This window comes from Alkalicoccobacillus plakortidis (assembly GCF_023703085.1).
GTDB lineage: Bacteria > Bacillota > Bacilli > Bacillales > Bacillaceae_D > Alkalicoccobacillus > Alkalicoccobacillus plakortidis.
Genome location: NZ_JAMQJY010000001.1, coordinates 303,355 through 324,788 on the forward strand (window position 1 = coordinate 303,355; position 21,434 = coordinate 324,788).

24 protein-coding genes and 2 pseudogenes are annotated in these 21,434 nt (G+C 39.3%); 19 read left to right on the top strand and 7 right to left on the bottom strand.

The window, feature by feature from the left end; translation table 11 throughout:
* The first annotated feature begins 9 nt into the window (after positions 1–9).
* Positions 10–297 (top strand): amidohydrolase family protein, encoded by a 288-nt coding sequence (locus NDM98_RS01770; protein ID WP_251603936.1) that lies wholly within the window; start codon positions 10–12, stop codon positions 295–297.
* 46 nt (positions 298–343) lie between these two features.
* Positions 344–1,327: an amidohydrolase gene (locus NDM98_RS01775; RefSeq protein ID WP_251603939.1), complete on the top strand. Its 984-nt coding sequence runs from the start codon at positions 344–346 to the stop codon at positions 1,325–1,327.
* 75 nt (positions 1,328–1,402) lie between these two features.
* Here NDM98_RS01775 and NDM98_RS01780 read toward each other — a convergent pair whose 3' ends face one another.
* Positions 1,403–1,582: a hypothetical protein gene (locus tag NDM98_RS01780; RefSeq protein WP_251603942.1), complete on the bottom strand. Its 180-nt coding sequence runs from the start codon at positions 1,580–1,582 to the stop codon at positions 1,403–1,405.
* Between the two features lie 113 nt (positions 1,583–1,695).
* Here NDM98_RS01780 and NDM98_RS01785 point away from each other — a divergent pair, with 113 nt between their 5' ends.
* The 8 genes from NDM98_RS01785 (at position 1,696) to NDM98_RS01820 (ending at position 10,545) form a co-directional block, all read left to right on the top strand.
* Entirely contained in the window at positions 1,696–1,866 is a 171-nt protein-coding gene (locus tag NDM98_RS01785) for a YpmA family protein (RefSeq protein WP_143848178.1), read from the top strand.
* A gap of 12 nt (positions 1,867–1,878) precedes the next feature.
* On the top strand, positions 1,879–2,364 hold the full coding sequence (locus tag NDM98_RS01790) for a cell wall elongation regulator TseB-like domain-containing protein (RefSeq protein ID WP_251603945.1): 486 nt from the start codon (positions 1,879–1,881) through the stop codon (positions 2,362–2,364).
* A gap of 59 nt (positions 2,365–2,423) precedes the next feature.
* Positions 2,424–3,611 (top strand): pyridoxal phosphate-dependent aminotransferase, encoded by a 1,188-nt coding sequence (locus NDM98_RS01795; RefSeq protein WP_251603948.1) that lies wholly within the window; start codon positions 2,424–2,426, stop codon positions 3,609–3,611.
* A gap of 58 nt (positions 3,612–3,669) precedes the next feature.
* Positions 3,670–4,962 carry an asparagine--tRNA ligase gene (gene asnS, locus NDM98_RS01800; protein WP_251603951.1) on the top strand — a complete coding sequence of 431 codons (1,293 nt, stop codon included), beginning with the start codon at positions 3,670–3,672 and terminating at the stop codon, positions 4,960–4,962.
* 112 nt (positions 4,963–5,074) lie between these two features.
* A complete protein-coding gene (locus NDM98_RS01805) occupies positions 5,075–5,767 on the top strand; it encodes a DnaD domain-containing protein (RefSeq protein WP_251603954.1) in 693 nt (230 codons plus the stop codon).
* A 28-nt stretch (positions 5,768–5,795) separates the two neighbouring features.
* Entirely contained in the window at positions 5,796–6,452 is a 657-nt protein-coding gene (gene nth / locus NDM98_RS01810) for an endonuclease III (RefSeq protein WP_251603957.1), read from the top strand.
* Positions 6,449–6,955 carry a YpoC family protein gene (locus NDM98_RS01815; protein WP_251603960.1) on the top strand — a complete coding sequence of 169 codons (507 nt, stop codon included), beginning with the start codon at positions 6,449–6,451 and terminating at the stop codon, positions 6,953–6,955. The genes nth and NDM98_RS01815 overlap by 4 nt, the downstream gene beginning before the upstream one ends.
* A gap of 20 nt (positions 6,956–6,975) precedes the next feature.
* Positions 6,976–10,545 (top strand): dynamin family protein, encoded by a 3,570-nt coding sequence (locus NDM98_RS01820; RefSeq protein WP_251603963.1) that lies wholly within the window; start codon positions 6,976–6,978, stop codon positions 10,543–10,545.
* Between the two features lie 145 nt (positions 10,546–10,690).
* On the opposite strand, the gene NDM98_RS01825 is transcribed toward NDM98_RS01820, so the two are convergent.
* From NDM98_RS01825 to recU, 4 genes are read right to left on the bottom strand one after another with little or no spacing between them, the layout of a single operon-like run.
* A complete protein-coding gene (locus NDM98_RS01825) occupies positions 10,691–11,227 on the bottom strand; it encodes a hypothetical protein (RefSeq protein WP_251603965.1) in 537 nt (178 codons plus the stop codon).
* A 14-nt stretch (positions 11,228–11,241) separates the two neighbouring features.
* Positions 11,242–13,083 carry a transglycosylase domain-containing protein gene (locus tag NDM98_RS01830; RefSeq protein WP_251603968.1) on the bottom strand — a complete coding sequence of 614 codons (1,842 nt, stop codon included), beginning with the start codon at positions 13,081–13,083 and terminating at the stop codon, positions 11,242–11,244.
* A complete protein-coding gene (locus NDM98_RS01835) occupies positions 13,007–13,444 on the bottom strand; it encodes a transglycosylase domain-containing protein (RefSeq protein WP_251603971.1) in 438 nt (145 codons plus the stop codon). The genes NDM98_RS01830 and NDM98_RS01835 overlap by 77 nt, the downstream gene beginning before the upstream one ends.
* 25 nt (positions 13,445–13,469) lie before the next feature.
* Complete coding sequence (recU, locus tag NDM98_RS01840; RefSeq protein ID WP_251603974.1) at positions 13,470–14,075, bottom strand: Holliday junction resolvase RecU; 606 nt, start codon at positions 14,073–14,075, stop codon at positions 13,470–13,472.
* 156 nt (positions 14,076–14,231) lie between these two features.
* Between recU and NDM98_RS01845 the strand changes: the two genes are divergently transcribed.
* On the top strand, positions 14,232–15,239 hold the full coding sequence (locus NDM98_RS01845) for a DUF2515 family protein (protein ID WP_251603977.1): 1,008 nt from the start codon (positions 14,232–14,234) through the stop codon (positions 15,237–15,239).
* 21 nt (positions 15,240–15,260) lie between these two features.
* On the opposite strand, the gene NDM98_RS01850 is transcribed toward NDM98_RS01845, so the two are convergent.
* A complete protein-coding gene (locus NDM98_RS01850) occupies positions 15,261–15,374 on the bottom strand; it encodes a spore protein (protein WP_251603980.1) in 114 nt (37 codons plus the stop codon).
* A 214-nt stretch (positions 15,375–15,588) separates the two neighbouring features.
* Between NDM98_RS01850 and racA the strand changes: the two genes are divergently transcribed.
* Together racA and NDM98_RS01860 are read left to right on the top strand one after the other, a co-directional pair.
* Entirely contained in the window at positions 15,589–16,128 is a 540-nt protein-coding gene (gene racA / locus NDM98_RS01855) for a chromosome-anchoring protein RacA (RefSeq protein ID WP_251603983.1), read from the top strand.
* A 42-nt stretch (positions 16,129–16,170) separates the two neighbouring features.
* Entirely contained in the window at positions 16,171–16,545 is a 375-nt protein-coding gene (locus NDM98_RS01860; protein ID WP_251603986.1) for a YppE family protein, read from the top strand.
* A gap of 307 nt (positions 16,546–16,852) precedes the next feature.
* Here the strand turns inward: NDM98_RS01860 and NDM98_RS01865 are convergent, their stop codons facing one another.
* The gene (locus NDM98_RS01865) at positions 16,853–17,041 is read right to left on the bottom strand and encodes a hypothetical protein (RefSeq protein WP_251603989.1); all 189 of its coding nucleotides are present in this window, start codon (positions 17,039–17,041) and stop codon (positions 16,853–16,855) included.
* A 227-nt stretch (positions 17,042–17,268) separates the two neighbouring features.
* Here NDM98_RS01865 and ilvA point away from each other — a divergent pair.
* The 6 genes and pseudogenes from ilvA to NDM98_RS01895 all read left to right on the top strand — a co-directional run bounded on the left by ilvA (position 17,269) and on the right by NDM98_RS01895 (position 21,382).
* Positions 17,269–18,517: pseudogene (ilvA, locus tag NDM98_RS01870) on the top strand (threonine ammonia-lyase IlvA).
* Between the two features lie 138 nt (positions 18,518–18,655).
* Positions 18,656–19,180, top strand: coding sequence for a type 1 glutamine amidotransferase domain-containing protein (locus NDM98_RS01875; protein WP_251604002.1), 525 nt, complete (start codon positions 18,656–18,658; stop codon positions 19,178–19,180).
* A gap of 25 nt (positions 19,181–19,205) precedes the next feature.
* Positions 19,206–20,133, top strand: a pseudogene (gene rnz / locus NDM98_RS01880) (ribonuclease Z).
* Positions 20,134–20,157: 24 nt separating this feature from the next.
* Positions 20,158–20,481, top strand: coding sequence for a thioredoxin family protein (locus NDM98_RS01885; RefSeq protein ID WP_251604005.1), 324 nt, complete (start codon positions 20,158–20,160; stop codon positions 20,479–20,481).
* Positions 20,482–20,516: 35 nt separating this feature from the next.
* Positions 20,517–20,960 carry a BrxA/BrxB family bacilliredoxin gene (locus NDM98_RS01890; RefSeq protein ID WP_251604008.1) on the top strand — a complete coding sequence of 148 codons (444 nt, stop codon included), beginning with the start codon at positions 20,517–20,519 and terminating at the stop codon, positions 20,958–20,960.
* 2 nt (positions 20,961–20,962) lie between these two features.
* Positions 20,963–21,382, top strand: coding sequence for a TlpA family protein disulfide reductase (locus tag NDM98_RS01895; protein WP_251604011.1), 420 nt, complete (start codon positions 20,963–20,965; stop codon positions 21,380–21,382).
* The last annotated feature ends 52 nt before the right edge of the window (positions 21,383–21,434 follow it).

The window sequence follows — 21,434 nt, forward strand, 5'->3', positions numbered from 1 at the left end:
GAACTTTCGGTGAATACATTGTTAACAAATGTGCGAATTGCAACAATGGATGATTCGTTTTCAATTATTGAATCAGGTTATGTGTTGATCAAAGGCTCTATTTTTTCAAAAGTAGAATCTGGTGAACCAAGCGAAGAAATTAGGAATCAAGCAGACAGAATTAGGGATATGGAAGGCAAATGGGTACTTCCTGGCCTTTATAATACTCATGGTCATGCTGCGATGACACTCATGCGTGGTTACGAGGATGATCTTCCATTAGATCGCTTGGTTAAAGGAAAAAATATGGCCATTTGAAGGTAAACTAGATCAACAAGCCGTCGCTTGCGGGCGAGCATTAGCGATGGCAGAAATGATTAAATCCGGTACCATTGGTTTTTTGGAGATGTATCATTTAAATATGGATGATTTTGCCGAAGAAATCGAGCGCGTTGGAATGAGAGCTGTATTGACTCGCTCAGTAATTGGACTTTGTTCTCGTGAAGAACAAGATGCAAAATTAGATGAATCAGCATCATTTGCAACACGTTGGAATGGTGCGGCAAATAAACGAATTCACACGATGCTTGCTCCACATGCTCCTTATACTTGTCCAATTGATTATATTGGGCGTATTGTAGAGAGAGCAAGAGATTTAAAGCTACCAGTCCATATGCATTTAGCTGAAACAAAAAAAGAAATTGACGATTATAAAGCTTCACACGGACTACATCCACTAGACCATCTTCATGAACAAGGCTTACTTGACGATATGCAGTGGTTGTTTGCTCATGGTGTTCATTTAGACGAATCACATATTCAATTACTAGCAGAAAAAAATGCTCACGTTAGTCATAATCCAATAAGTAATTTAAAGTTAGGTTCAGGCATGGCACCTCTAACTCAATTGTTACAAGCTGATGTATCTGTTTCAATTGGATGTGATGGAGTCTCGGCAAACAATACGTTAGATTTGTGGGAAGAGCTACGCATGGCCGTGTTATTACAAAAGGGCTTAACTCAGCAGGCAGATGCTATCTCTGTGCCAAAAGCCTTACGTATGGCAACAAGAGAAGGTGCAACAGCTCTACAAACAGGGCAACCTGCAGTAATTCGTGAGGGTGTTGAGGCAGATTTTATAGTGATTGATCAAACGGCTGCTCATTTACAGCCAGAACAGCATCTACATTCACATCTTGTGTATGCTGCGCGTGGATCCGATGTGTGTGATGTTTATGTACAAGGAAAAATTTTGATGGAAAACAGAGAGCTGAAAACGTTAGATGAAGAGAAAATTCGTTTCGAGGCAAATGATCAATATGAGAAAATTCTTCATTCTTTAACATAAATGGATGCGCGAGGACGTGTGTGTCACGCGCATCCGAATGAGGTATGGGCGAAGGTTTTTGAATTGGATCAGCCATTACTGTTCGGCAGCAGATTGTTCATGTGATTGAAAATAAGAATACGGAAATTCCGTCTGCCGAATACTTACCGGCCAAAGTGTATCCAGAGTATCACCTTGTCGGCTTAAAAGTGACATTGATTGTTTATGCTGCTGATACCAATCGGCTGTTTGCAGGCCGCCTTTGCCTTTTTTCATCTTGCGCGCCCCCCTTCACTGGCGTAAGCTTAGTATGAGTCATACTTCATGAGATATAACAGGCAATACCTACAATGTATAGAATTTAATGAGTACACATAGGAGGAAGCATTATGGGTTCAAAAAAAGAAGTTCTTTCAACAGTTAAAATTCAAAAAGCTCCAGATGTCTATAAAATGGTCGATTCATTAAATCGCACCTTAAAAGATCGCGACCTGCTTTTTGGTCTTGCGTTAGATGAAGAGGACGAGCAGAAAATGGTTTTTACTATTTATAAAACGTAAGTGGAGGATTTTATGAAAAAGTGGATTATCATAGGAATCATTGCGATGGTGGTGCTTTTAACTGGTGTTTCGGTTTATGCTTATTCGACCGTTCGCGCTCCGTTGACAGAAGGATATGAACAAGCTCGCCAAACGATATTGGATTCAGGTGAACTTCAATCTGTAGACGATGTTTCTTATTTTCACGGTGAGGATTCATTTTTTGTTGTAATGGGTCTAGACACAGAAGGTGATCAAGCAATCGCATGGGTCCCACAGGATCAAGAAGATTCTACGACTGTTTTAAAGGAATCAGATGGTATAACACCGGAAGAGGCCCAAAGCATAACAGAGTCAGCGGTTAACGCTTCTAAAATTCAATCCGTAAAATTAGGTAAAGAAGGTAATACTGCGCTGTATGAAGTGAAATATCTAACGGAATCTAATCAACAAGGGTATTATTACCTAACATTTCAAGATGGTTCGTTTATAAAACGATATAGTTTAAATAATGACTAACACTTGATTGTCGAACCTAGTCAACTTATAGTTAAAGAGGACTGTGAGAGGAGAAGATCATGAAATTAGCCAAAAGAGTAGATGCACTTACACCATCAAGTACATTAGCGATTACCGCTAAGGCAAAAGAATTAAAAGCACAAGGTCATGATGTGATTGGACTTGGAGCAGGGGAACCTGACTTTAACACGCCACAGTATATTATTGATGCTGCTGTAAAATCGATGGAAGAGGGGCATACCAAATATACACCCGCCGCCGGATTGCCAGCATTAAAGGATGCTATTATTGGTAAGCTTAAACAGGATCAAGGACTCGACTATCAAGCCCCTGAGGTTTTTGTAGGTACCGGTGCTAAACATGTATTATATACATTATTTCAAGCCTTGTTAGATGAAGGTGATGAGGTTATTATCCCTACACCATATTGGGTAAGCTATCCAGAGCAGGTAAAGCTTGCTTTTGGAGTACCTGTTTATGTAACAGGTCATGAGGAGTTTGGTTTTAAGCTAACGCCAGAGCAATTGGAAACAGCTGTCACAGATAAAACAAAAGCTGTCATCATTAATTCTCCAAGTAATCCAACAGGCGCAATGTATTCACCTGATGAATTAAAAGCGTTAGGAGAAGTCGCCCTTAAACATGATCTCATTATTGTTTCTGATGAAATATATGAAAAATTGATCTATGGTGGCGCATCTCACACATCGATAGCCGAATTAAGTCCTGAGCTGAAGGCACAAACGATTGTCATAAACGGGGTATCAAAATCTCATTCGATGACTGGTTGGAGAATTGGATATGCTGCAGGTGATGCAACGTTAATCAAAGCGATGACAAATCTAGCGAGCCACAGTACATCAAATCCAACAACAAGTGCACAATATGGAGCAATTGCCGCTTATACAAAAGACGATGGCTCTGTAGAAACGATGCGTAAAGCCTTCGAAGAGAGACTAAATGTCGCATATGAAAAGCTCATTCAAATTCCAGGCGTTTCATGTGTCAAACCTCAAGGTGCATTTTATCTTTTCCCAAATGTACGTGAGACGGTTTCATTATGTGGATTTCCAGATGTTGATACGTGGGTGGAAGCACTTCTAGAAGAAGAAAAAGTAGCGCTTGTACCGGGTTCAGGCTTTGGAGCACCAGATAATGTACGTTTGTCGTATGCAACGTCATTAGACCAATTTCTCGCAGCGCTTGAGCGCATTGAACGATTTGTTCTAAGCAAAACAAAAGGATAACACGTTTTATCCTTTTGTTTTAAATACATAGTATGTTTAATTAAATGGAGGATTTAGAATGAAAACAACGATTTCAAAAATTGGATTATATGCAGATCAGGAAGTCACACTTGGTGCCTGGTTAGCCAATAAACGATCAAGTGGTAAAATTGCCTTCTTACAACTACGTGATGGCACAGGCTTTATTCAAGGGGTAGTTGTGAAGGCTGATGTAGGCGAAGAGTTATTTGCCGCAGCCAAAAACTTAACACAGGAAAGTTCAATGTATGTGACAGGAACCGTTCGCACGGATGAGCGTTCTCCATCAGGTTTTGAATTAACAGTCACGAACTTTACAGTAATCAGTGAATCAAAAGATTATCCGATTACACCTAAAGAACATGGAACAGATTTCTTAATGGATCATCGTCATTTATGGCTCCGTTCCAAACGTCAGCAAGCGGTGATGAAGATTCGTGATCAAATTATCCATGCGACGTATGAATTTTTCCATGAGAATGATTTTTCAAAGCTTGATTCACCGATCTTAACTGGAAGTTCACCTGAAGGTACTTCAGAATTGTTTGCTACCAAATATTTTGATGAAGATGCGTTTCTTTCACAAAGTGGACAACTTTATGCAGAGGCAGGGGCTATGGCTCTTGGACGTGTGTTTACATTTGGACCAACATTCCGTGCTGAAAAATCAAAAACGCGCCGTCATCTCATTGAGTTTTGGATGATTGAACCGGAGATGGCATTTGTTGAGTTTGAAGAGAACCTTGAATGGCAAGAGAAGTATGTATCACATCTTGCGGCGTCTGTATTAAAACACAATCAGATTGAATTAAAAACACTTGGCCGTGATGTAACAAAGCTTGAGGCAATTGCTGCTCCATTTCCACGGATCACATATGATGATGCGTTAAAGCTATTACACGAAAAAGGTTTTGATGACATTAGCTGGGGTGATGATTTTGGTTCACCACACGAAACAGCGATTGCAGAGCATTATGAAAAACCAGTTTTTATTACTCACTATCCAACTTCTTTAAAACCATTTTACATGCAGCCTGATGCAAACCGTGATGATGTTGTATTATGTGCTGATTTAATTGCGCCAGAGGGTTATGGAGAAATCATTGGTGGTTCTGAACGAATTCACGATTATGAGCTTCTGAAGCAACGAATTGCTGAACATAATTTGTCAGAAGAAACGTATGAGTGGTATTTAGACCTGCGTAAATATGGTTCAGTGCCACACTCTGGTTTTGGCCTTGGTTTAGAACGTACCGTTGCCTGGCTTTCTGGTGTGGAGCATGTTCGTGAGACGATTCCATTCCCACGTCTGCTTAATCGTTTATACCCATAATAATAGAACTAAAAAAGAGGTCGGTGGTAATTCTAACCGATCTCTTTTTATTTTGCTTGTGTATCCAAGCTAACTTCCATACATGTTATAATAGCTGTTGAGGTGTTTAGAAATGAAGAAGAATCAACTTGTAAAATGGATGTCACAAAAGCAGGTTACCATTCCGGCTTTATTACTTGAGCATTATACTGAATTAGGATTAAATGAGCATGAGTTAATGGCGCTTTTACATATACAATCCTTTATAAATGAAGGTGATGAGTTTCTCACACCGATGCAGTTAAGTGAACGGATGACACTTACTCATGAAGAGTGTACAAAGCTATTAAGTAAACTCATTCGATCACAGTTGCTTTCATTAGAGAAAAAATCCGATGAGACGGGAATTTTATATGAAGCGTACTCTTTAGAACCACTATGGATTCGGTTCATTGAATTACTTGACCAAAAGGAGCACCAAACATCGCAACATGAGTCCAGTGAGCTTGAAGGTAAGCTGTACAAGCAGATGGAGCAAGAGTTTGGCCGCCCGCTATCGCCCATTGAGGGAGAAACTCTTTCTATGTGGCTTGATCAGGACCAGCATCAACCTGAATTGATTTTTGCAGCTTTAAAAGAGGCAGTTATCTCTGGAAAGCTAAACTTCAGATACATTGATCGTATTTTATTTGAATGGAAAAAGAACGGGATCCGAACTACAGATCAAGCACGGGCACATAGTGAGAAGTTTCGAAATCAGACTCAAACCAGGAAATCAAATAAAGAACCAGTTCAATCAGATCGTGTACCTGGGTTTAGCTGTTAGAGCAATCCTAAGAAGGAGTATCTATAAAATGCTAAGTAAAAAAGCAACACTTCATACAATAGAAGTGATGGGAGAATTGTTTCCAGAAGCAGAATGTGAACTAATTCATAAAAACCCATTTGAATTATTAATAGCCGTTGTCTTATCTGCTCAGTGTACTGATGCACTTGTTAACCGAGTGACACCTGGATTGTTTCAAAAATATCAAACACCAGCAGATTATCTCAGTGTACCGGTTGAGGAACTAGAAAATGATATTCGTTCCATTGGACTCTTCCGCAGTAAGGCAAAGAATATTCAAAAGCTGTCTCAATCATTAATTAATCAATATAATGGTGAGGTTCCAAAAACAAGAGATGAATTAGTTGAACTTGCCGGAGTTGGACGTAAAACAGCTAATGTAGTAACGTCTGTTGCGTTTGGAGTGCCTGCAATTGCTGTTGATACACATGTTGAACGTGTAAGTAAACGTTTAGGCATTTGTCGATGGAAGGACAACGTCAAAGTGGTTGAAGAGACCTTAATGAAAAAGCTACCTGAGAATCTTTGGTCAGATGCTCATCATCGTTTGATCTTTTTTGGTCGTTATCACTGCAAAGCCCAATCACCTCAATGTCCAACCTGTCCTTTATTAGAAGAATGTCGGGAAGGGAAAAAACGTATGAAGGAGAGGTTAATTGGATGAGTATTGATATCCCAGAACATTTTTGTCGTGCTCCTTTTTATGATTCAGGTGATCACGTCCTAAAACCAGATGAAACCAATCAATTTGAGCACGGCACATTGCCGCTTTTTTGGTTTGATCTGGTAGAAGGGCAAGATGCACAACACTGGGACAAGCATGAGCTGCTTCCAAAATTGTTTAAGAGGTGGCACGAGTTGGACGAGATATTATCTGTGTATCATGAACAAGAGAACAAACAAGAGGTCGCACGTTTCACCCCGGAATTTACAGCATTAGTGATAGAAGCGTTCTTTTGGATTAATGATAAACGTGTCCCCACATTAATAGAAGTGGAAGATGAGGTCGCTAAATTAGCGTATATACCGCCAAATAGTAAGGATCGTCTGGCCTTTGTACTAATCGCACCACATCGGTATCGCTGTTATATTCAGATGAGGTCTTTAATGGAAGAGCTAGAAAAACTAAATGCAAGGCTTAGAGTGATGGAGGCTAGGAGTAAGTAGAGAGAGGGGATCCAACTGTAATGGAACAACAGATGACACCTACGATCGAGTGGACAGAAGCAGAAAAACAACGATTTGCTATTATTAATCGAAAACAAACAGAAAAACGTTACCAAGTGGCTTTTTGTGGCCACTTTTCAGCTGGTAAATCCACCATATTAAATGAATTTATTGGCTCAGACGTATTGCCAACAAGCCCAATCCCAACAAGTGCAAATTTAATTTCGATTCAACATGGTGATTTAGGTTTAGTTGTTAAATCACGAGATGGGAACAATCAAAATTGGAAAGGGCAGATTCCATGGGAAAAAGTTGCGGAATGGGGCAGAGATGGAGTTGGAATTGAAGAAGTTGCGATTTATGCGCCACTCCCTTTTTTAGAAAACGATGCAGCTGTATTTGATACACCTGGAGTTGATTCAACGGACCCTACTCACCAATCGATTACGATGGAAGCGCTCTATTCGATGGATCTAATTGTCTATGTGATGGATTATAATCATGTGCAATCTGAAACGAATCTGTACTTTTTGAAGCAACTTAGTCAAGAGAAAAAGCCACTTTATATTGTGATAAATCAAGTCGATAAGCATGATGAATCAGAGCTCTCCTTTACTGAATTCAGTCAAAGTGTAAAATTGGTGTTTGAACAATGGAGTATTCGAACATCAAGAATTTTTTACACAAGCATGAAAAAAAGAGAGCATAAGCATAATCAATTTCCTGAATTTGAACAAGAGCTTAAAGCAATTATGTATCAAGGCAGACAGCTGGCTGAACAATCTGTAACTCGTTTAAAGCAAGGCTTTTATCTAAGCCAAGCAGCAAGGCTGACAGAAGAAGGGGAAGCAAGTGTTGAGCAGGTTGTTGAGCAAATGGAAGAACAAGGGTTTCAGGAATCTCAATTGGTCAAACAAGCCGAATTGATCGTAGAGAGAGATTGGTTACTAGGCGCAAAAAAACATTTTATCGATAGGTTTGAGAGTGAGTGGTCTCCTTTATTTAAGCAAGTCACAATTTTTCCAGCAACAACAACGGATTTAACTAGAAGCTGGTTAGAATCCATCGAACCATCATTTAAAATGGGTCTCTTATTTGCGAAGAAAAAAACAGAAGAAGAACGTGAGAACCGGTTACAGAAACTGATTCAAGAGACGCAGGATAAGGTGAACAGTCAGCTTGTGTTTCATTTGCAGCAATCGTTTGAACAGGTAGAGAGATATACGTTAAGTAATAGTGATGAAATTGATAAGCTAATCGAACATTTCTCATTTGAGATCACACCACGCTTTTTTCAGGAAAACGTAAAAACTGGAACTAAAAATCGCGAGTATGTGTATACCTTTACAAGAGAACGAACAGACGCAATTGTACGTGGAATGAGAGAGCAAGCGAGAATCATTGTTGAAAAGATGGCAGAAGGTCAAGAAACATATTGGGCAAAGCAACTGAAAGACGTTGAATCAGAACTTCGAACGTTAGAAGAAGTTGAGGCGTATGCAAAAAAAGTAACGAACATTAAACAGGAGTATGAAGAACTTGTCCATGAGTGTGAAAACATCGCAGCAACGTTTGATGATGAAGGCTTATTAGAACAGAAAATAGATCAAGCAAAACAACAGGATGTTCCAGAGGATAGAGGAACTGACATTGAGTGGATTCAAACGAATGATCACACATCTGTTGATAAAGCAAAAGAGCCTGATCACGAAGAGTTACAAGTCAATACGTCAACTTATGATGCCAGTTGGATCAGTCCGCTTAAAGAAATTGCTCACTTTAATCAGAAAACCGAAGCATTACAGTTTGACCGATCACAGCTATTATCTCGAATCAATCGAGTTGAAAACCAATCATTTATCATTTCGTTATTTGGTGCTTTTAGTGCGGGGAAATCGAGCTTTGCCAATGCACTTTTTGGTGCAAACGTTCTGCCCGTTTCACCTCATCCAACAACGGCTACAGTGAGTACAGTTAAACAATCGGATGACAAACATGAAACTGGAACAGCAACTGTTCAAGTGAAGTCAGAAACTGAATTGTCCGAGGAAATCCGGATGGTGGCAACTAAACTAGATCTAGATGTCACGTTAGAGTCCATTTCAAAATGGTCCTTTACGTCTTCCCAAAACTTATCAGGCTGGCAAAAAACATATGCTGAATATTTACATGTGTTAAAGAAAAGTTTGGCTCGTACGACATGGGACTTAGGTGAGAGTTTTGCAGTTAGCCATCAAGATTTACGAGAATTAGTTGCAGAAGAACAATTTGCATGCTTATTACATTCAGTAACGGTTTATCATGACTGTGAATTCACACTGAAAGGCCTCATCCTTGTTGATACGCCTGGTGTAAATTCAATTCATGGTAGACATACCAACGTTGCGTTTAATCAATTAAGGCAGTCGGATGCGATTTTTTATGTGACTTATTACAATCATGCTTTTTCAAAAACGGACCAGTTGTTTTTAGAGCAAATGGGTAAAATTAATGAGTCATTCCAAACGGATAAATTATATTTCATTGTAAATGCGGCTGATTTAGCGAGTGGTGAAAGAGAATTACAAGGGGTTAAGCAGCATGTATCTGAGCAGCTGCAAACATTAGGTATAAAACAACCTCGGCTTTACACAGTCTCCAGCAAACAAGGATTAAAAGCGAAACTGGATGAAACAAACTCAGTTACAGACTTTTCTCGTTTTGAGGAGTATTTTTATCAACAGATTGTGCAAGAGCTTAAATCATTAAGTTATCGACTTCTTGAGGATGAAACGAAACGATATCTTAATAAGTTACAAGAAAGTGTTCAATACGCACGTTCTGAAAAAGCACAGCAAGAGCAAATTCGTAATCAGCTTGCCATTGATATTCGTAAATGGAAAGAGGACATTGAGGAATCAAATGCCCAACCAATCGCAACCAAAATCAAACAGGAAGCAAGCCAACTATTTTTGTATTTACGAGAAAGAATGGGGTACAGACTTCGGGATGAATTCTCGGAATATCTAAATGTGGCAACGATTCGTGGGAAAAATAGAAAAGAAAAGCGGTTTGTGATTGAACAAATGATTGCAGAGTGGACGCAAGAAGCTGAATTCTTTCTAGAACAAGAATGCAGTGCAACTCATATTCGATTATCAGAAGCTCTCACACAGGCATGTAAACAATGGATGAAAGATTGGGAGAAACGACTGCAACAGAAAAGGCCAACATTTTATCTTTTGTCTGAACTTGAGCAAATGGACTTAGCTGTTCGGAAACCAGACTTTTCTTTAACAATTGAACCTGAGAAGTATTCATCAATTTATACAACAGATAAGGCGTTTTTTGAAGGACAACAGATTCGAACGTTAAAGGAACAATTAATTGCTGATGGCACAGATTCGGCAGGTGTGATCCTTTTAAAAGAAGAAGAAAAAACAAACCAACAGCTTGATTTAAACATGAATCAACTTGAAGGACATGTAAAGTCTTTATTAAAAGAAGCATTAACAAGAGAACTGGAGCAGCTTGATGCGTTAACTCACGAAGAGGTGATTACTTCGCTTGCGACTGAATATCAAGAGCTGAGTGAGTACGTTCCGAAGTAACAGGTCTATAACCAAGTGTATGTACGAAGCGAAAGCAATAGTATGTACTAATTATTGAACAAAAAAACGAACCGTGATGTTTGACCCACGGTTCGTTTTTTGCGTTAGCTAAAACATTTCTGTCTCAGCTTCTATTAACTTTTTTTTATTCATCTGATTCTTCATCTGGTGGAGTTTCGGGTTCTGAATCTGAAGGTTCGCCGTTGTCATCTCCGTTTGATCCATCATCTCCATTACCGTTTCCATTATCATTACCATTTCCGCCACCGTTGTTTCCATCGTCACCATTACCTGGGTTGTTTCCATTATTGTTGCCATTTCCCGAATCGCCTTCACCATTATCTGGTTGGTCTTCACCGTTGTCGGCATTTCCATCATCAGGTGTTCCATTATCGTTCTCATCAGGTGTTTCTTCTGGCTGATTCTCTTCCTCAGGAATTTCTTCCTCCACCGGTTCTTCTTCTTCCTCTTCTTCTTCAACAGCAGGCACACTCACACTTGCTGTAGCCGGGTTGCTGCGTAGGTCGGAATCTTCATTAGAGACAGCCGTGACAGAGAACTGATAGGTTGAGCCAGGTTCTGTATTTGTATAAATCGATTGTTCATCTGAGGTATTCTCAATGATTTGGTTACTGCCACCATCAGTTGAAACCTGTACCTCAAAGCTAACATCCACATCCACAGAATTTGGGTAATTCAGCTAACTATAATTTGCTCTGATGATTCATCATAGGAAGCTTGAAGTCCAGTAGGACTAGGTAGCTCTTCTAATTCTTCTTCCTCTTCTTCTTCATAGGTTTCCGATTCTTCTGTCGGTTCAGCGCCACGAACAAACAGCTCTGTCACAATTTCGCTTTGTGGTGTACCAGAACTCGGTAACTTCTCCGTACCACGTTCTACTCGACGTTCAATAACAGAATCTGGTTTCACAAAATCTGATGACTCTTTACCAGCAGAAATCTGCTCCATCACAGATTTAAAAATGTGCTGGGCAATTCGGTTTTCGTTGTTATCACGGTTGATGTAGTTACCTTCTTTTACACCATCATATCCAGTCCAAACAGCTGCTGTGTAGTTTGTTGAATAGCCAGCAAACCATGAATCTGGTGAACCGCTACTCGGGATGTTATGTTGCTCTCTCTGTGCTAGCGTAAAATTGGTTGTACCCGTTTTTCCCGCGAGAGGAACACCTGCTACATTAGCTTGTTGTCCTGTACCAGAAGAAACAACTGTTTTTAACATATCGGTGATCATATAGGCAGTATAATCTTCCATTGCTTTAACAGGTTCTGGTTCTAGATTAATTTCTCGGTCATCCGCAAACACAATTTTTCGGATAGTATGGGGTTCTGTAAAAGTACCACCATTTCCGAAGGCTGCATAAGCGCCGGCCATATCTTTAGTTGATACCCCTTTATCAAATCCACCTAATGCATAGGCTTCTTGAAAAGTCTCTTCATGATCAAGAGTAAGTAATTGTTTAGCAAATGGTTCTGCTCGTTCCAAGCCAACCTCTTGTAGTGCTTTAACAGCAGGTACGTTTTGTGAGCTAGAGAGGGCAGAGCGCATAGAAATGGCTCCTTTATATGTTCCTCCAAAGTTTCCAAATTCATCTCCATTTGAGTACTCATGTGGCTCATCTACAAGAACATGCGCCGTTGACCACTGTAAATATTCAATCGCAGGTGCATAATCTAGTATTGGCTTAATCGTTGAACCTGGCTGACGAGTAATATCTGTAGCATAGTTAAAGTCATTTCGGTTACTTGATTGCTGACGACCACTTCCAATCGCTTTAATTTGACCGTTTGTGGTGTCCATTAATGTAATACCTGCTTGGAAGTCAGGGTTGTCAGGGTAGTTTGTGATAATCTCATCACTTTCCAGCACATTTTCAACATGCTCCTGAGCATCTGTATCAAGACTTGTATAAACTTGTAATCCAGAATTATAGATATCGTTCACAGTAAAGTCGTCATTTTCTTCCAGCTCTTTAAGCACCTCACTATAAAAGGCAGCGTATGGAGAGGTAGTGTCAGTCTCTGTATAATCGATTTGATCTTCAATTGATACATTTCTTGCTTCTTCGGCTTCCTCTGCTGTGATTTTCCCTTGTTGTTCCATTAACCCGATAATGAGATTACGTCTAGATTCAGCATTCTCTGGATTTTGAATTGGATCATAATAGCTTGGGCGACGAGGAATACCCGCTAAAAGGGCAGCGTCAGCAATCGATAACTCATCCAATGATTTGTTAAAGTAGGTTTCGGCCGCAATTTTTACTCCATAACCTGCTCGTCCTAAATATATTTGATTTAAATACATGGTAAGTATTTGATCTTTTGAATATTGCTGCTCTAGCTTAATGGCTAGATACTGTTCTTGAACTTTTCGTGTTAAAGCTTTTTCGTTATTTAAAAATAGATTTTTAACTAGCTGTTGTGTAATTGTACTAGCACCTTCAGCCCCAAAGCCTTCTGTGATATTTGCACGAACAGCACCAAGCAAGTCGACGTAAATCAATCCCAAAATGATCATAAAAGCGCATATCCTCAACGGAAATAATGGCATCTTTTAAGTTCTCTGGTAATTCATCATAGGAAGCATTAATTCGTCTTTCACCTGTATCTAATAATGAAACCAATTCATCGTCCTGGTCATAAATTGAAATGGGTTGAGCAAGCATTAATTTTTCTTCATCAAGATCTGGAGCACCTGCAATAATCACTCCTGCGGTCACTCCACCAGCAATAATACCAACTGCTGCTAACACGACAAGAGTCATAAAAATCTTTTTAACTAAACCTCTTTTTGGTTTGCCATTTGATTTCTTTTTCTTATTAGATGACTCTTGCATACGTGCTTGTCTACGACCTTGCCTTGTATTTTGATCAGACATTTCGTATCTTCCTTTCATTGTTTGTTCAAGTTAGATAGATCTTTTGAACAATGCTTAAGTAATCAAGTCTTGGAGTAAGGCCTAAGGATATCTTGTGACCATAAGATTGGATATCTTTTTTAGGTATTGATTTTCGTTCTTCTTGGTTTTCATAGCAGTGGATCAATTGTTTAGCATCTACTAAAAAGACTTCATCCGTTAGTGAAAAGCGTAAAAGCACAAAACAGATGCCTTTTTGAGATAAGACTTGCTTCATATGTGTAATTTGGTGGTCGTGGAAGTTTTGCAAAGGAAAGGATGTTTTATTTTTGGTTTCCTTCGCTTCGAAATCTATATAGTGACCATTAAATACGCCATTATAATCTGTTGTAGACGCTTGTTTAAAATAAGCCTCCTTAATGACAGCTGCACTTCTTTTAGGATAATGCACATCAACAATTTGCACGGGCGTAGGTTTTTTGTGGATGACTGCAACTCCTCTATCTAAATAATAAGCATTGGAGTGGTTAATATCATCCTCAAGTGTCATTCCGCGATTGCTGTATGTGTTGGTTTTGCCCAAAGTTGGTTTCTTTTTTGTATCTGATTGAATAGCTGCGTATTTCTTTCCATTGGGGTAACGGATTGCCATACCGTAAATCACCCTTTCCAAGCTTGAATTGTATGTTTTGGCATGAAGACGTAGAACCTACCTAAGAAGGTTCAAACCGTATCATACCACATCACACATAAAAGTGTGTGTAATGAAAACATAAGTTCGTGAAAAAGTCATGAAAGGTGTAAATCAATGAGAAAAGAACCTCAGCCATTTCGGCAAGTTAAAAAAACGATTACAAATCAAGTTGATAAAGCAAATAAAGACAATCTTACTCGCACAGCTTTTTATGAACGATTTTATAAAAAACATCCAGAGATTAGATGGTCTCTACTCGCTGGTTTAGTCTCAAGAAATGCAGGCTGGAATATGACGGATCTCGCTAATCAGTGGTTTCAAGTGTTATTAAGTGAAAAAGACCGAACACGCTTGTTTTCCATTTATGAAACAGGAAACTGGACCATTTTTGATGATGCATGTCCACAATTACTCGTGTATGAACACTCAAAACGTGTAGGGCAGCCTTTGTTTGATTTGTTAGGTGAATTTGGTGTCTCTGCATTTATGGTTCAAGAATGGAACAGATTCTGGTTAGAACATGATGAAGAGAGACTTTGTACCGCTTTAATTATTAATGAACAGCATGTATTAGAATCAGCTGTTATTCAGAAGAAATTGTTTAAATCAATTATCTCCTCAAAATTATTTTTTCAAATAGAACAGCATACTCATTTTAGTTATGTGTTGCTTCCAACGATAGAAGGGCAGCTCTATACTTTATACGTACGGCAATTCGAGCAGGTTTCAAAACGAATTAAATTAGGTAAGCAGTTAGCGTATCTTTTGTTTCATCCTGACCTGCATCAGTCGATATCCTTTTTTATGGATCAGAATCCTCATTCTGGTTCGCGCAGAGATTATTTTAAACAAATGAGTTGGTCACCACGTGTGGAAAGTGCCTGCTTGCGTTTGGTCTATCCAAAAATAAATCACAAAATAGAAAGTCGAGTGGATTGGTATTCAAATCACAAGAACATCTCTGCATATTTTTTACCGATTAAAGAGTGGGTTCCCGTCCCCCGCGAAAAATGGGTAAAGCATAAGTGGATGATGATCTACATGGCAATGAAGACCAAAAAATGGGTAACGTCCATTGTCGAGTCAAAATCAGATAAACAAAACAAGCCAGCTCAGAAGTGAAGAGCTGGCTTGTTTTGTTTGTTATTCAGCAGGTTTATTGGGGCCGCCAAGTTTTTTGTCAGTAATGTTTGTAGGATTGATTGTAGTCTTCTGTTGTTTATCTGTCTGTTTATCACGATTTCGTTTTTCTTTCATGAAAATCACTCTCCTTTCTACTGTTTGATTTTAGTATGGCGAACCATTGCTAAAACATGTAGAAAAAGTCGAACAAAGCAATAGATATACTATGTTTGCCGAATGAATACTAGTTTTGTCAGCAGTGCAGGTGGATGGGGACATAAAGGAGAATGAAGAGAGCAAGAGCCAAAGACATAAAGGTATATTCGTAAAATAAAAAGGAGGAAGGCAGATGGACGGATCCATTAAAACGAAGGACATCTCTTTGAAAATAGGGGTGAATCCAACAACCGTGCAGCGTTGGACTAAATATTTTAACATTCGGTGTGAGCAAAACGAGCTTGGGCATTACTTTTATACGGAAGAACAAGTGAAAACACTACTTTTCATTAATCAGCAATTGAAGTCAGGTAAAAAAATGAAGGAAATCCAACTTGATCAGGGTTATACAAAGAAACAAGCAACACCTCAAACAAGTCCGTCGGTTTCTTCTGCTGAGTACCAAGAGAAATTACACGAGATGATGACACATATACAAGAAATTGATGCTAAACTTTCTCAAAAAGCAGATGAGGTCGTGAGTTATCAGTTACTCAAACACCGTTCAGAGATGGATGAAATGTCGGTTTTATTAAAGCGTCTGGAGAATCGATTAATTCGAATGGAAGCATGCCAATCCATTGAACGTGATAAAGAAGACTCACTTCCCATGGCGTCAGGTGGCACTAATCGAAAAGGTTGGAAAACGTTCCTTCATTTCTTTTCCTTTTAAGTAAGGCTATCCTTTGCTACACTTGTAGCTGGAGGGATCAGGATGGATTCAGAAAACAGAAATCAATTGATAAAACATACGAATCGTTTGTTGGAAATGAATCAGTATGCAGAAGATATATATTTAAATCACACGAGAACAGAAGGGTACGAGGTTGATTTTTTTGGCTTAGTTAAACCTTTTGCGGAAGAGGCAAAAGTAGTATCTGAGGAATGGTTACCACTAGCAGAAGAGTTAGTGAAAGAACATAACCCGAAAGATTTACATGCGAATCAGCTTGTACAAACTGTTGATAATTTTGAAGTCGTTGCGATAAAGTCGTTTTATCCAAAAACAAGTCGCAAAACTCAGATCGAAACATTTAAAGCCGTTGATTATGTTTTGAGACAGGTTGAGGATTTGTTGAAGACAGAGTAGTGACGCGAAGCTTGGCAGATTAAACAACGAAAGATCCTTAGTTGAGGATCTTTCGTTGTTTTGGTTTAGGTATCCTAATTAACATAAGGGGGGATAGCAGTCAATTCGCTCCCGGGATGAGGGGCACGCTTTCCGTGGGCGGCGCCCGCCCGCCTAATTTGGCTTAGTTAAATCATTTCAACCTTGCCCGTAATTCCCACTGGAGTCGACCTACATGTAAATTTGCGCAACTTGCAAATTAGCATTCGACCCTTAAAATCAAAAAAACGAACGATCCTCTTTAAAAGAATGCGTCCGTCGTTTGATATTAATTATTATCTCGTACAGAATAAAACATCATAAGTGCAAGTGTAGCAAAAGATAAAATGGCAAGTACTGTTACAAATGTTCCCATTGGTTCGGATTCTGCTGCTTCAGTTGCCGCGTTAACCGCTTTCAATGGAACCAAGGCTAAAAGAAGTGCAATAAGTGACATCCAGGTTGTTTTCATCCACATACCTAACCCCTCCGTTTCGTTTATCTCTTCATAAGTATAAAAAACAAATGAGCGTAAAGCAATGAGAATCGTTTTATTTCAAAAAGAGTGTAGAAACTATCAGGCTGTTACTTATCAAACCCATTTTAGTGTGTTAAAATGGATCATATTTACACGTAATGTATCGAAAATAAGATTAGTCACTGTCAGTAATCTTTACGGGCAAAGCGACGAAAGGATTTAGTAGAATGAGTACCGTTCATTTAGAAGACATTATGATTGCGCATCAACGGATTAAAGACGTTGTCACGCATACGCCTCTGCAGTTGGACCAGGTTTTATCAGAGCGGTATGACTGTAATGTGTATCTGAAAAGAGAAGACCTTCAAGTCGTTCGTTCCTTTAAAATAAGAGGAGCTTTTTATCAAATTTCAAGCCTAACTCAAGAAGAGTTGAGTAAAGGTGTTGTATGTGCAAGTGCAGGGAACCACGCACAGGGTGTCGCTTACTCCTGTCAGGCTCTGAAAATTAATGGTACCATTTTTATGCCAACCACTACTCCAAGGCAAAAGGTTGATCAAGTAAACTTTTTTGGTAAAGAATTTGTTAAGGTTGTTCTTGTTGGAGATACATTTGATGATTCTTATAATGAAGCGATGGTTTATTGTGATGAACATGATATGTCCTTTATCCATCCATTTAATCAAGAAAAAATCATTGTTGGCCAAGGCACAGTTGGAATGGAAATCTTAAATGATACCGAGTGTCAGATTGACTACATTTTTTCCTCTATCGGTGGTGGGGGATTAATAAGTGGCATCAGTACATATATAAAAAGTGTTAGCCCTTATACAAAAATGATCGGCTGTGAACCTCTAGGAGCTGCTTCGATGAAGGAATCCTTAAAGCAAGGAAAAGTTGTCGAGCTTGAACAAATAGACAAGTTTGTTGATGGTGCAGCTGTTAAACGCGTAGGGGATTTAGCATTCGATATCTGTAAAGAGACACTAGACGATATCATCTTAGTTCCTGAAGGGAAAATCTGTACCACCATTCTTGAACTCTATAATCAAAATGCGATAGTAGCTGAACCAGCAGGAGCGATGCCAATTGCAGCGTTAGACTTTTATCGTGAGCAGATAAAAGGAAAAACGGTTGTTTGTGTTGTGAGTGGAGGCAATAATGATATCGGGAGGATGGAAGAGATGCGTGAACGTTCATTAATTTATGAAGGACTTCAGCACTATTTCATGATTCAGTTTCCACAGAGAGCTTGGTGCACTACGTGAATTTATTCAAGAAGTGCTTGGACCTGAAGACGATATTACACGCTTTGAATACACCAAGAAGAATAATCGTTCAAATGGACCTGTTTTAATTGGGGTTGAACTTGCTTACAACAAGGATTATGGTCGCTTAATTGATCGATTAAAAGAGAGAAATTTTGAGTATCAGGAAATTAATAAGGACGAGAATCTATTTCATCTGTTAATTTGATAATGAGTTTAAAACAAACAGTACGGGAGTCTCATTCCGTACTGTGTTTTTTTGGGATTTTCAGTTGGTTCGGTTTTGGCTATAGCGTCGCTCGTGCTATACTAATAGGCAAATGATAGAGAAGGGGTTTGTTTAGATATGCGCTTAGAGAATAAAAAAGTTCTAGCTGTTGTTGATGAAGAATTTGAAGATCTAGAGTTATGGTACCCGATTCTTCGTCTGCAGGAAGAAGGCGCAACGGTAGAGCTTGTTGGGGAAAAGCAAAATCATACCTACATTGGTAAGTATGGTGTGCCCGCAACGACAATCTATTCATATGAGCAAGTAGAAGCAAGTGATTATGATGCGATTCTTGTTCCTGGTGGTTGGGCACCTGATAAATTAAGACGTTATCCAAAGCTTTTAGAAATTGTAAAAGAGATGGATCAAGCTCAAAAGCCGATTGGACAAATTTGTCATGCTTGCTGGGTATTGATCTCTGCCGGTATATTAAAAGGGAAAAAAGTAACGAGTACCCCAGGAATCCGCGATGATATGGTAAATGCAGGAGCCGAATGGGTAGATGAAGCAGTTGTTGTGGATGGTCATATTGTCTCAAGCCGCCGTCCCCCTGATCTACCTCCTTATGCAAAAAGATTTGCTGATCTTTTATCGGAATCCTAATAACGAATAATGGAGAACAAGACTCATGGAATTTCATTTTCTCGGTACCGGAGCAGGGGTTCCCTCGCTCCAACGAAATGTTAGTAGTTTAGCCATTCGTTTTTTACAAGAAAGAGGCACTCAATGGCTAATTGATTGTGGGGAAGCAACACAGCATCAGCTAATGAAATCGGCTATATCACCTTCACGAATTGATAAGGTTTTTATCACACATTTGCATGGTGACCATATTTACGGACTTCCAGGATTTTTGGGAACTCGCTCGTTTCAAGGAGCAAGTAGTCCGCTAACGATTTATGGACCTGCTGGCTTAGAATCCTTTATACATGCAGCCCTTTCTGTTTCAAGAACACAACTCAGGTATGAGCTAGATATTGTTGAAGTTCATCATGGGCTAACGATTGACGCTGGTTTTGCTACCGTAACGGTTTGTCAGCTCCAAGCATACAATTGATAGTTATGCCTACCGGTTGGAAGAGAATAATAAACCAGGTGAGCTTCATGTAGAGAAATTACGTTCATTAAATATCCCTCCCGGACCAATCTACCAACGAATTAAACAAGGTGAAATGGTTTCATTAGAGGATGGTCGTGCGATAAATGGGGCTGATTTTATTGGTTCGCCCAAAAAGGGACGCGTAGTTGTCATAGCTGGAGACACGCAGCCAATTCCTGAAATGGTTGAATTTGCAAAACATGCTGATTTATTAATACATGAGGCAACATTCCGTTCAGGATTGGAAGCTAATGCCCACGAATTTGGTCATTCTACTATTGCTGATGCGGCAAGCATTGCAAAAGAAGCACAGGTTAACCAATTAATTCTCACGCATATCAGTTCACGTTACTTAAATGAGGAAGATGAGTTTCAACAAGAAGCACTTGATTCTTTTGAAAACACGTGGATTGCGAAGGATTTGGCTGTCTTTCATCTAGACACCATTCAAGAGTAATGCCGAGCGTTTGTTTTAGGAGGAATGATGTTGATAGAACGATCTGAAGGTGAAATAACTAAACGGTTAGAAGAAAAAGATGAGCTAGTCATTGTGTTTGTTCATACACCATTATGTGGGACTTGTAAACGAGCTGCATCAATGCTTACCATCTTGGAGCAGACATATGAAGAGTTAGAGATTAATCAGTTAAATATTAATCAATATCCTTCCTTTGCGCAAACATGGCAAATTCAGAGTGTTCCTTGTTTGCTTATTTTTCAGAAGGGCTTAGGCGTTGAACGTCGATATGCATTTCAATCAATTCCAAGCCCTTCACTCATTACTTCAACCATACACAACAAATAAAATTAGTGTTACAACGACAAAAGGAGAGTGACAGTATGTCCATGCATTATGATGAATATATGAAACAAGTCGTATTACCAATGAGAGCCGAATTATCGGAGAATGGATTTAAAGAGTTATTATCTGCATCTGATGTGGATGAATACATGGAGCAGGCTGAAGGGACAACACTTGTTGTTGTTAATTCTGTATGTGGTTGTGCAGCTGGGTTGGCTCGCCCCTCAGCAGTAACTTCATTAATGCATGATCATAAACCAGATCATTTAGTGACGGTTTTTGCAGGACAGGACAAAGAAGCGACAGCACAGTTCCGTTCGTATATTTCTGAAGTACCACCTTCTTCACCCTCTATGGCTTTGTTTAAAGGAAAAGAATTGGTTCATTTTATTCCACGAGATGAAATTGAAGGTCATGAACCTGAATCGATTATTCGAAACCTAGCACTAGCTTATAATAAGTTTTGTGCAAACGAGGCATAACAATGCGACCGGCACCATCCTTTACTTTGCAAAACGATTTGACGAACGAGAGCTGTTCATTGCAGCAGTTCTCAGGTCAAGCTGTCATGCTGACATTTTGGACAAGCTGGTGTCCTGATTCGAGGGTAGACCTTGCTCTTAAACAACGTTTGTTTCAAGCGATGGATCAATCAAAAATGCAAATGCTCATGATTAATGTAACAGCAAGAGAGCGTATTGAAGATCTTAGTGCATTTGTACATGAACAAGGTTATACATTTCCTGTTTTGCTAGATGAGGGTCGAACGGTTTACGATTTATATAAATGCCAAGGGGTTCCGACTACGATCTTCATCAATTCGCAGCAAGAAATCGAATCAGTTTTAGGGGATCAAGCTTCGTTTCAAGAGGTAACAGAAGGGTTAGCGTCCTTATTAAAATGAAAAACGTCCTCAGGTCAATATAATGGCCTGAGGACGTTTTTTAATGTTAGCT

What these genes read in the sequence shown, in the direction of transcription:
- NDM98_RS01845 (WP_251603977.1), top strand. Translation starts at nt 14,232, where the DNA reads ATGAGAAAAGAACCTCAGCCATTTCGGCAAGTTAAAAAAACGATTACA.
- recU (WP_251603974.1), bottom strand. Translation starts at nt 14,075, where the DNA reads ATGGCAATCCGTTACCCCAATGGAAAGAAATACGCAGCTATTCAATCA.
- NDM98_RS01830 (WP_251603968.1), bottom strand. Translation starts at nt 13,083, where the DNA reads ATGATCATTTTGGGATTGATTTACGTCGACTTGCTTGGTGCTGTTCGT.
- NDM98_RS01835 (WP_251603971.1), bottom strand. Translation starts at nt 13,444, where the DNA reads ATGTCTGATCAAAATACAAGGCAAGGTCGTAGACAAGCACGTATGCAA.
- NDM98_RS01815 (WP_251603960.1), top strand. Translation starts at nt 6,449, where the DNA reads ATGAGTATTGATATCCCAGAACATTTTTGTCGTGCTCCTTTTTATGAT.
- NDM98_RS01885 (WP_251604005.1), top strand. Translation starts at nt 20,158, where the DNA reads ATGATGTTGATAGAACGATCTGAAGGTGAAATAACTAAACGGTTAGAA.
- racA (WP_251603983.1), top strand. Translation starts at nt 15,589, where the DNA reads ATGGACGGATCCATTAAAACGAAGGACATCTCTTTGAAAATAGGGGTG.
- NDM98_RS01865 (WP_251603989.1), bottom strand. Translation starts at nt 17,041, where the DNA reads ATGTGGATGAAAACAACCTGGATGTCACTTATTGCACTTCTTTTAGCC.
- asnS (WP_251603951.1), top strand. Translation starts at nt 3,670, where the DNA reads ATGAAAACAACGATTTCAAAAATTGGATTATATGCAGATCAGGAAGTC.
- NDM98_RS01775 (WP_251603939.1), top strand. Translation starts at nt 344, where the DNA reads ATGGCAGAAATGATTAAATCCGGTACCATTGGTTTTTTGGAGATGTAT.
- NDM98_RS01780 (WP_251603942.1), bottom strand. Translation starts at nt 1,582, where the DNA reads ATGAAAAAAGGCAAAGGCGGCCTGCAAACAGCCGATTGGTATCAGCAG.
- NDM98_RS01895 (WP_251604011.1), top strand. Translation starts at nt 20,963, where the DNA reads ATGCGACCGGCACCATCCTTTACTTTGCAAAACGATTTGACGAACGAG.
- nth (WP_251603957.1), top strand. Translation starts at nt 5,796, where the DNA reads ATGCTAAGTAAAAAAGCAACACTTCATACAATAGAAGTGATGGGAGAA.
- NDM98_RS01785 (WP_143848178.1), top strand. Translation starts at nt 1,696, where the DNA reads ATGGGTTCAAAAAAAGAAGTTCTTTCAACAGTTAAAATTCAAAAAGCT.
- NDM98_RS01890 (WP_251604008.1), top strand. Translation starts at nt 20,517, where the DNA reads ATGTCCATGCATTATGATGAATATATGAAACAAGTCGTATTACCAATG.
- NDM98_RS01860 (WP_251603986.1), top strand. Translation starts at nt 16,171, where the DNA reads ATGGATTCAGAAAACAGAAATCAATTGATAAAACATACGAATCGTTTG.
- NDM98_RS01875 (WP_251604002.1), top strand. Translation starts at nt 18,656, where the DNA reads ATGCGCTTAGAGAATAAAAAAGTTCTAGCTGTTGTTGATGAAGAATTT.
- NDM98_RS01805 (WP_251603954.1), top strand. Translation starts at nt 5,075, where the DNA reads ATGAAGAAGAATCAACTTGTAAAATGGATGTCACAAAAGCAGGTTACC.
- NDM98_RS01790 (WP_251603945.1), top strand. Translation starts at nt 1,879, where the DNA reads ATGAAAAAGTGGATTATCATAGGAATCATTGCGATGGTGGTGCTTTTA.
- NDM98_RS01795 (WP_251603948.1), top strand. Translation starts at nt 2,424, where the DNA reads ATGAAATTAGCCAAAAGAGTAGATGCACTTACACCATCAAGTACATTA.
- NDM98_RS01820 (WP_251603963.1), top strand. Translation starts at nt 6,976, where the DNA reads ATGGAACAACAGATGACACCTACGATCGAGTGGACAGAAGCAGAAAAA.
- NDM98_RS01850 (WP_251603980.1), bottom strand. Translation starts at nt 15,374, where the DNA reads ATGAAAGAAAAACGAAATCGTGATAAACAGACAGATAAACAACAGAAG.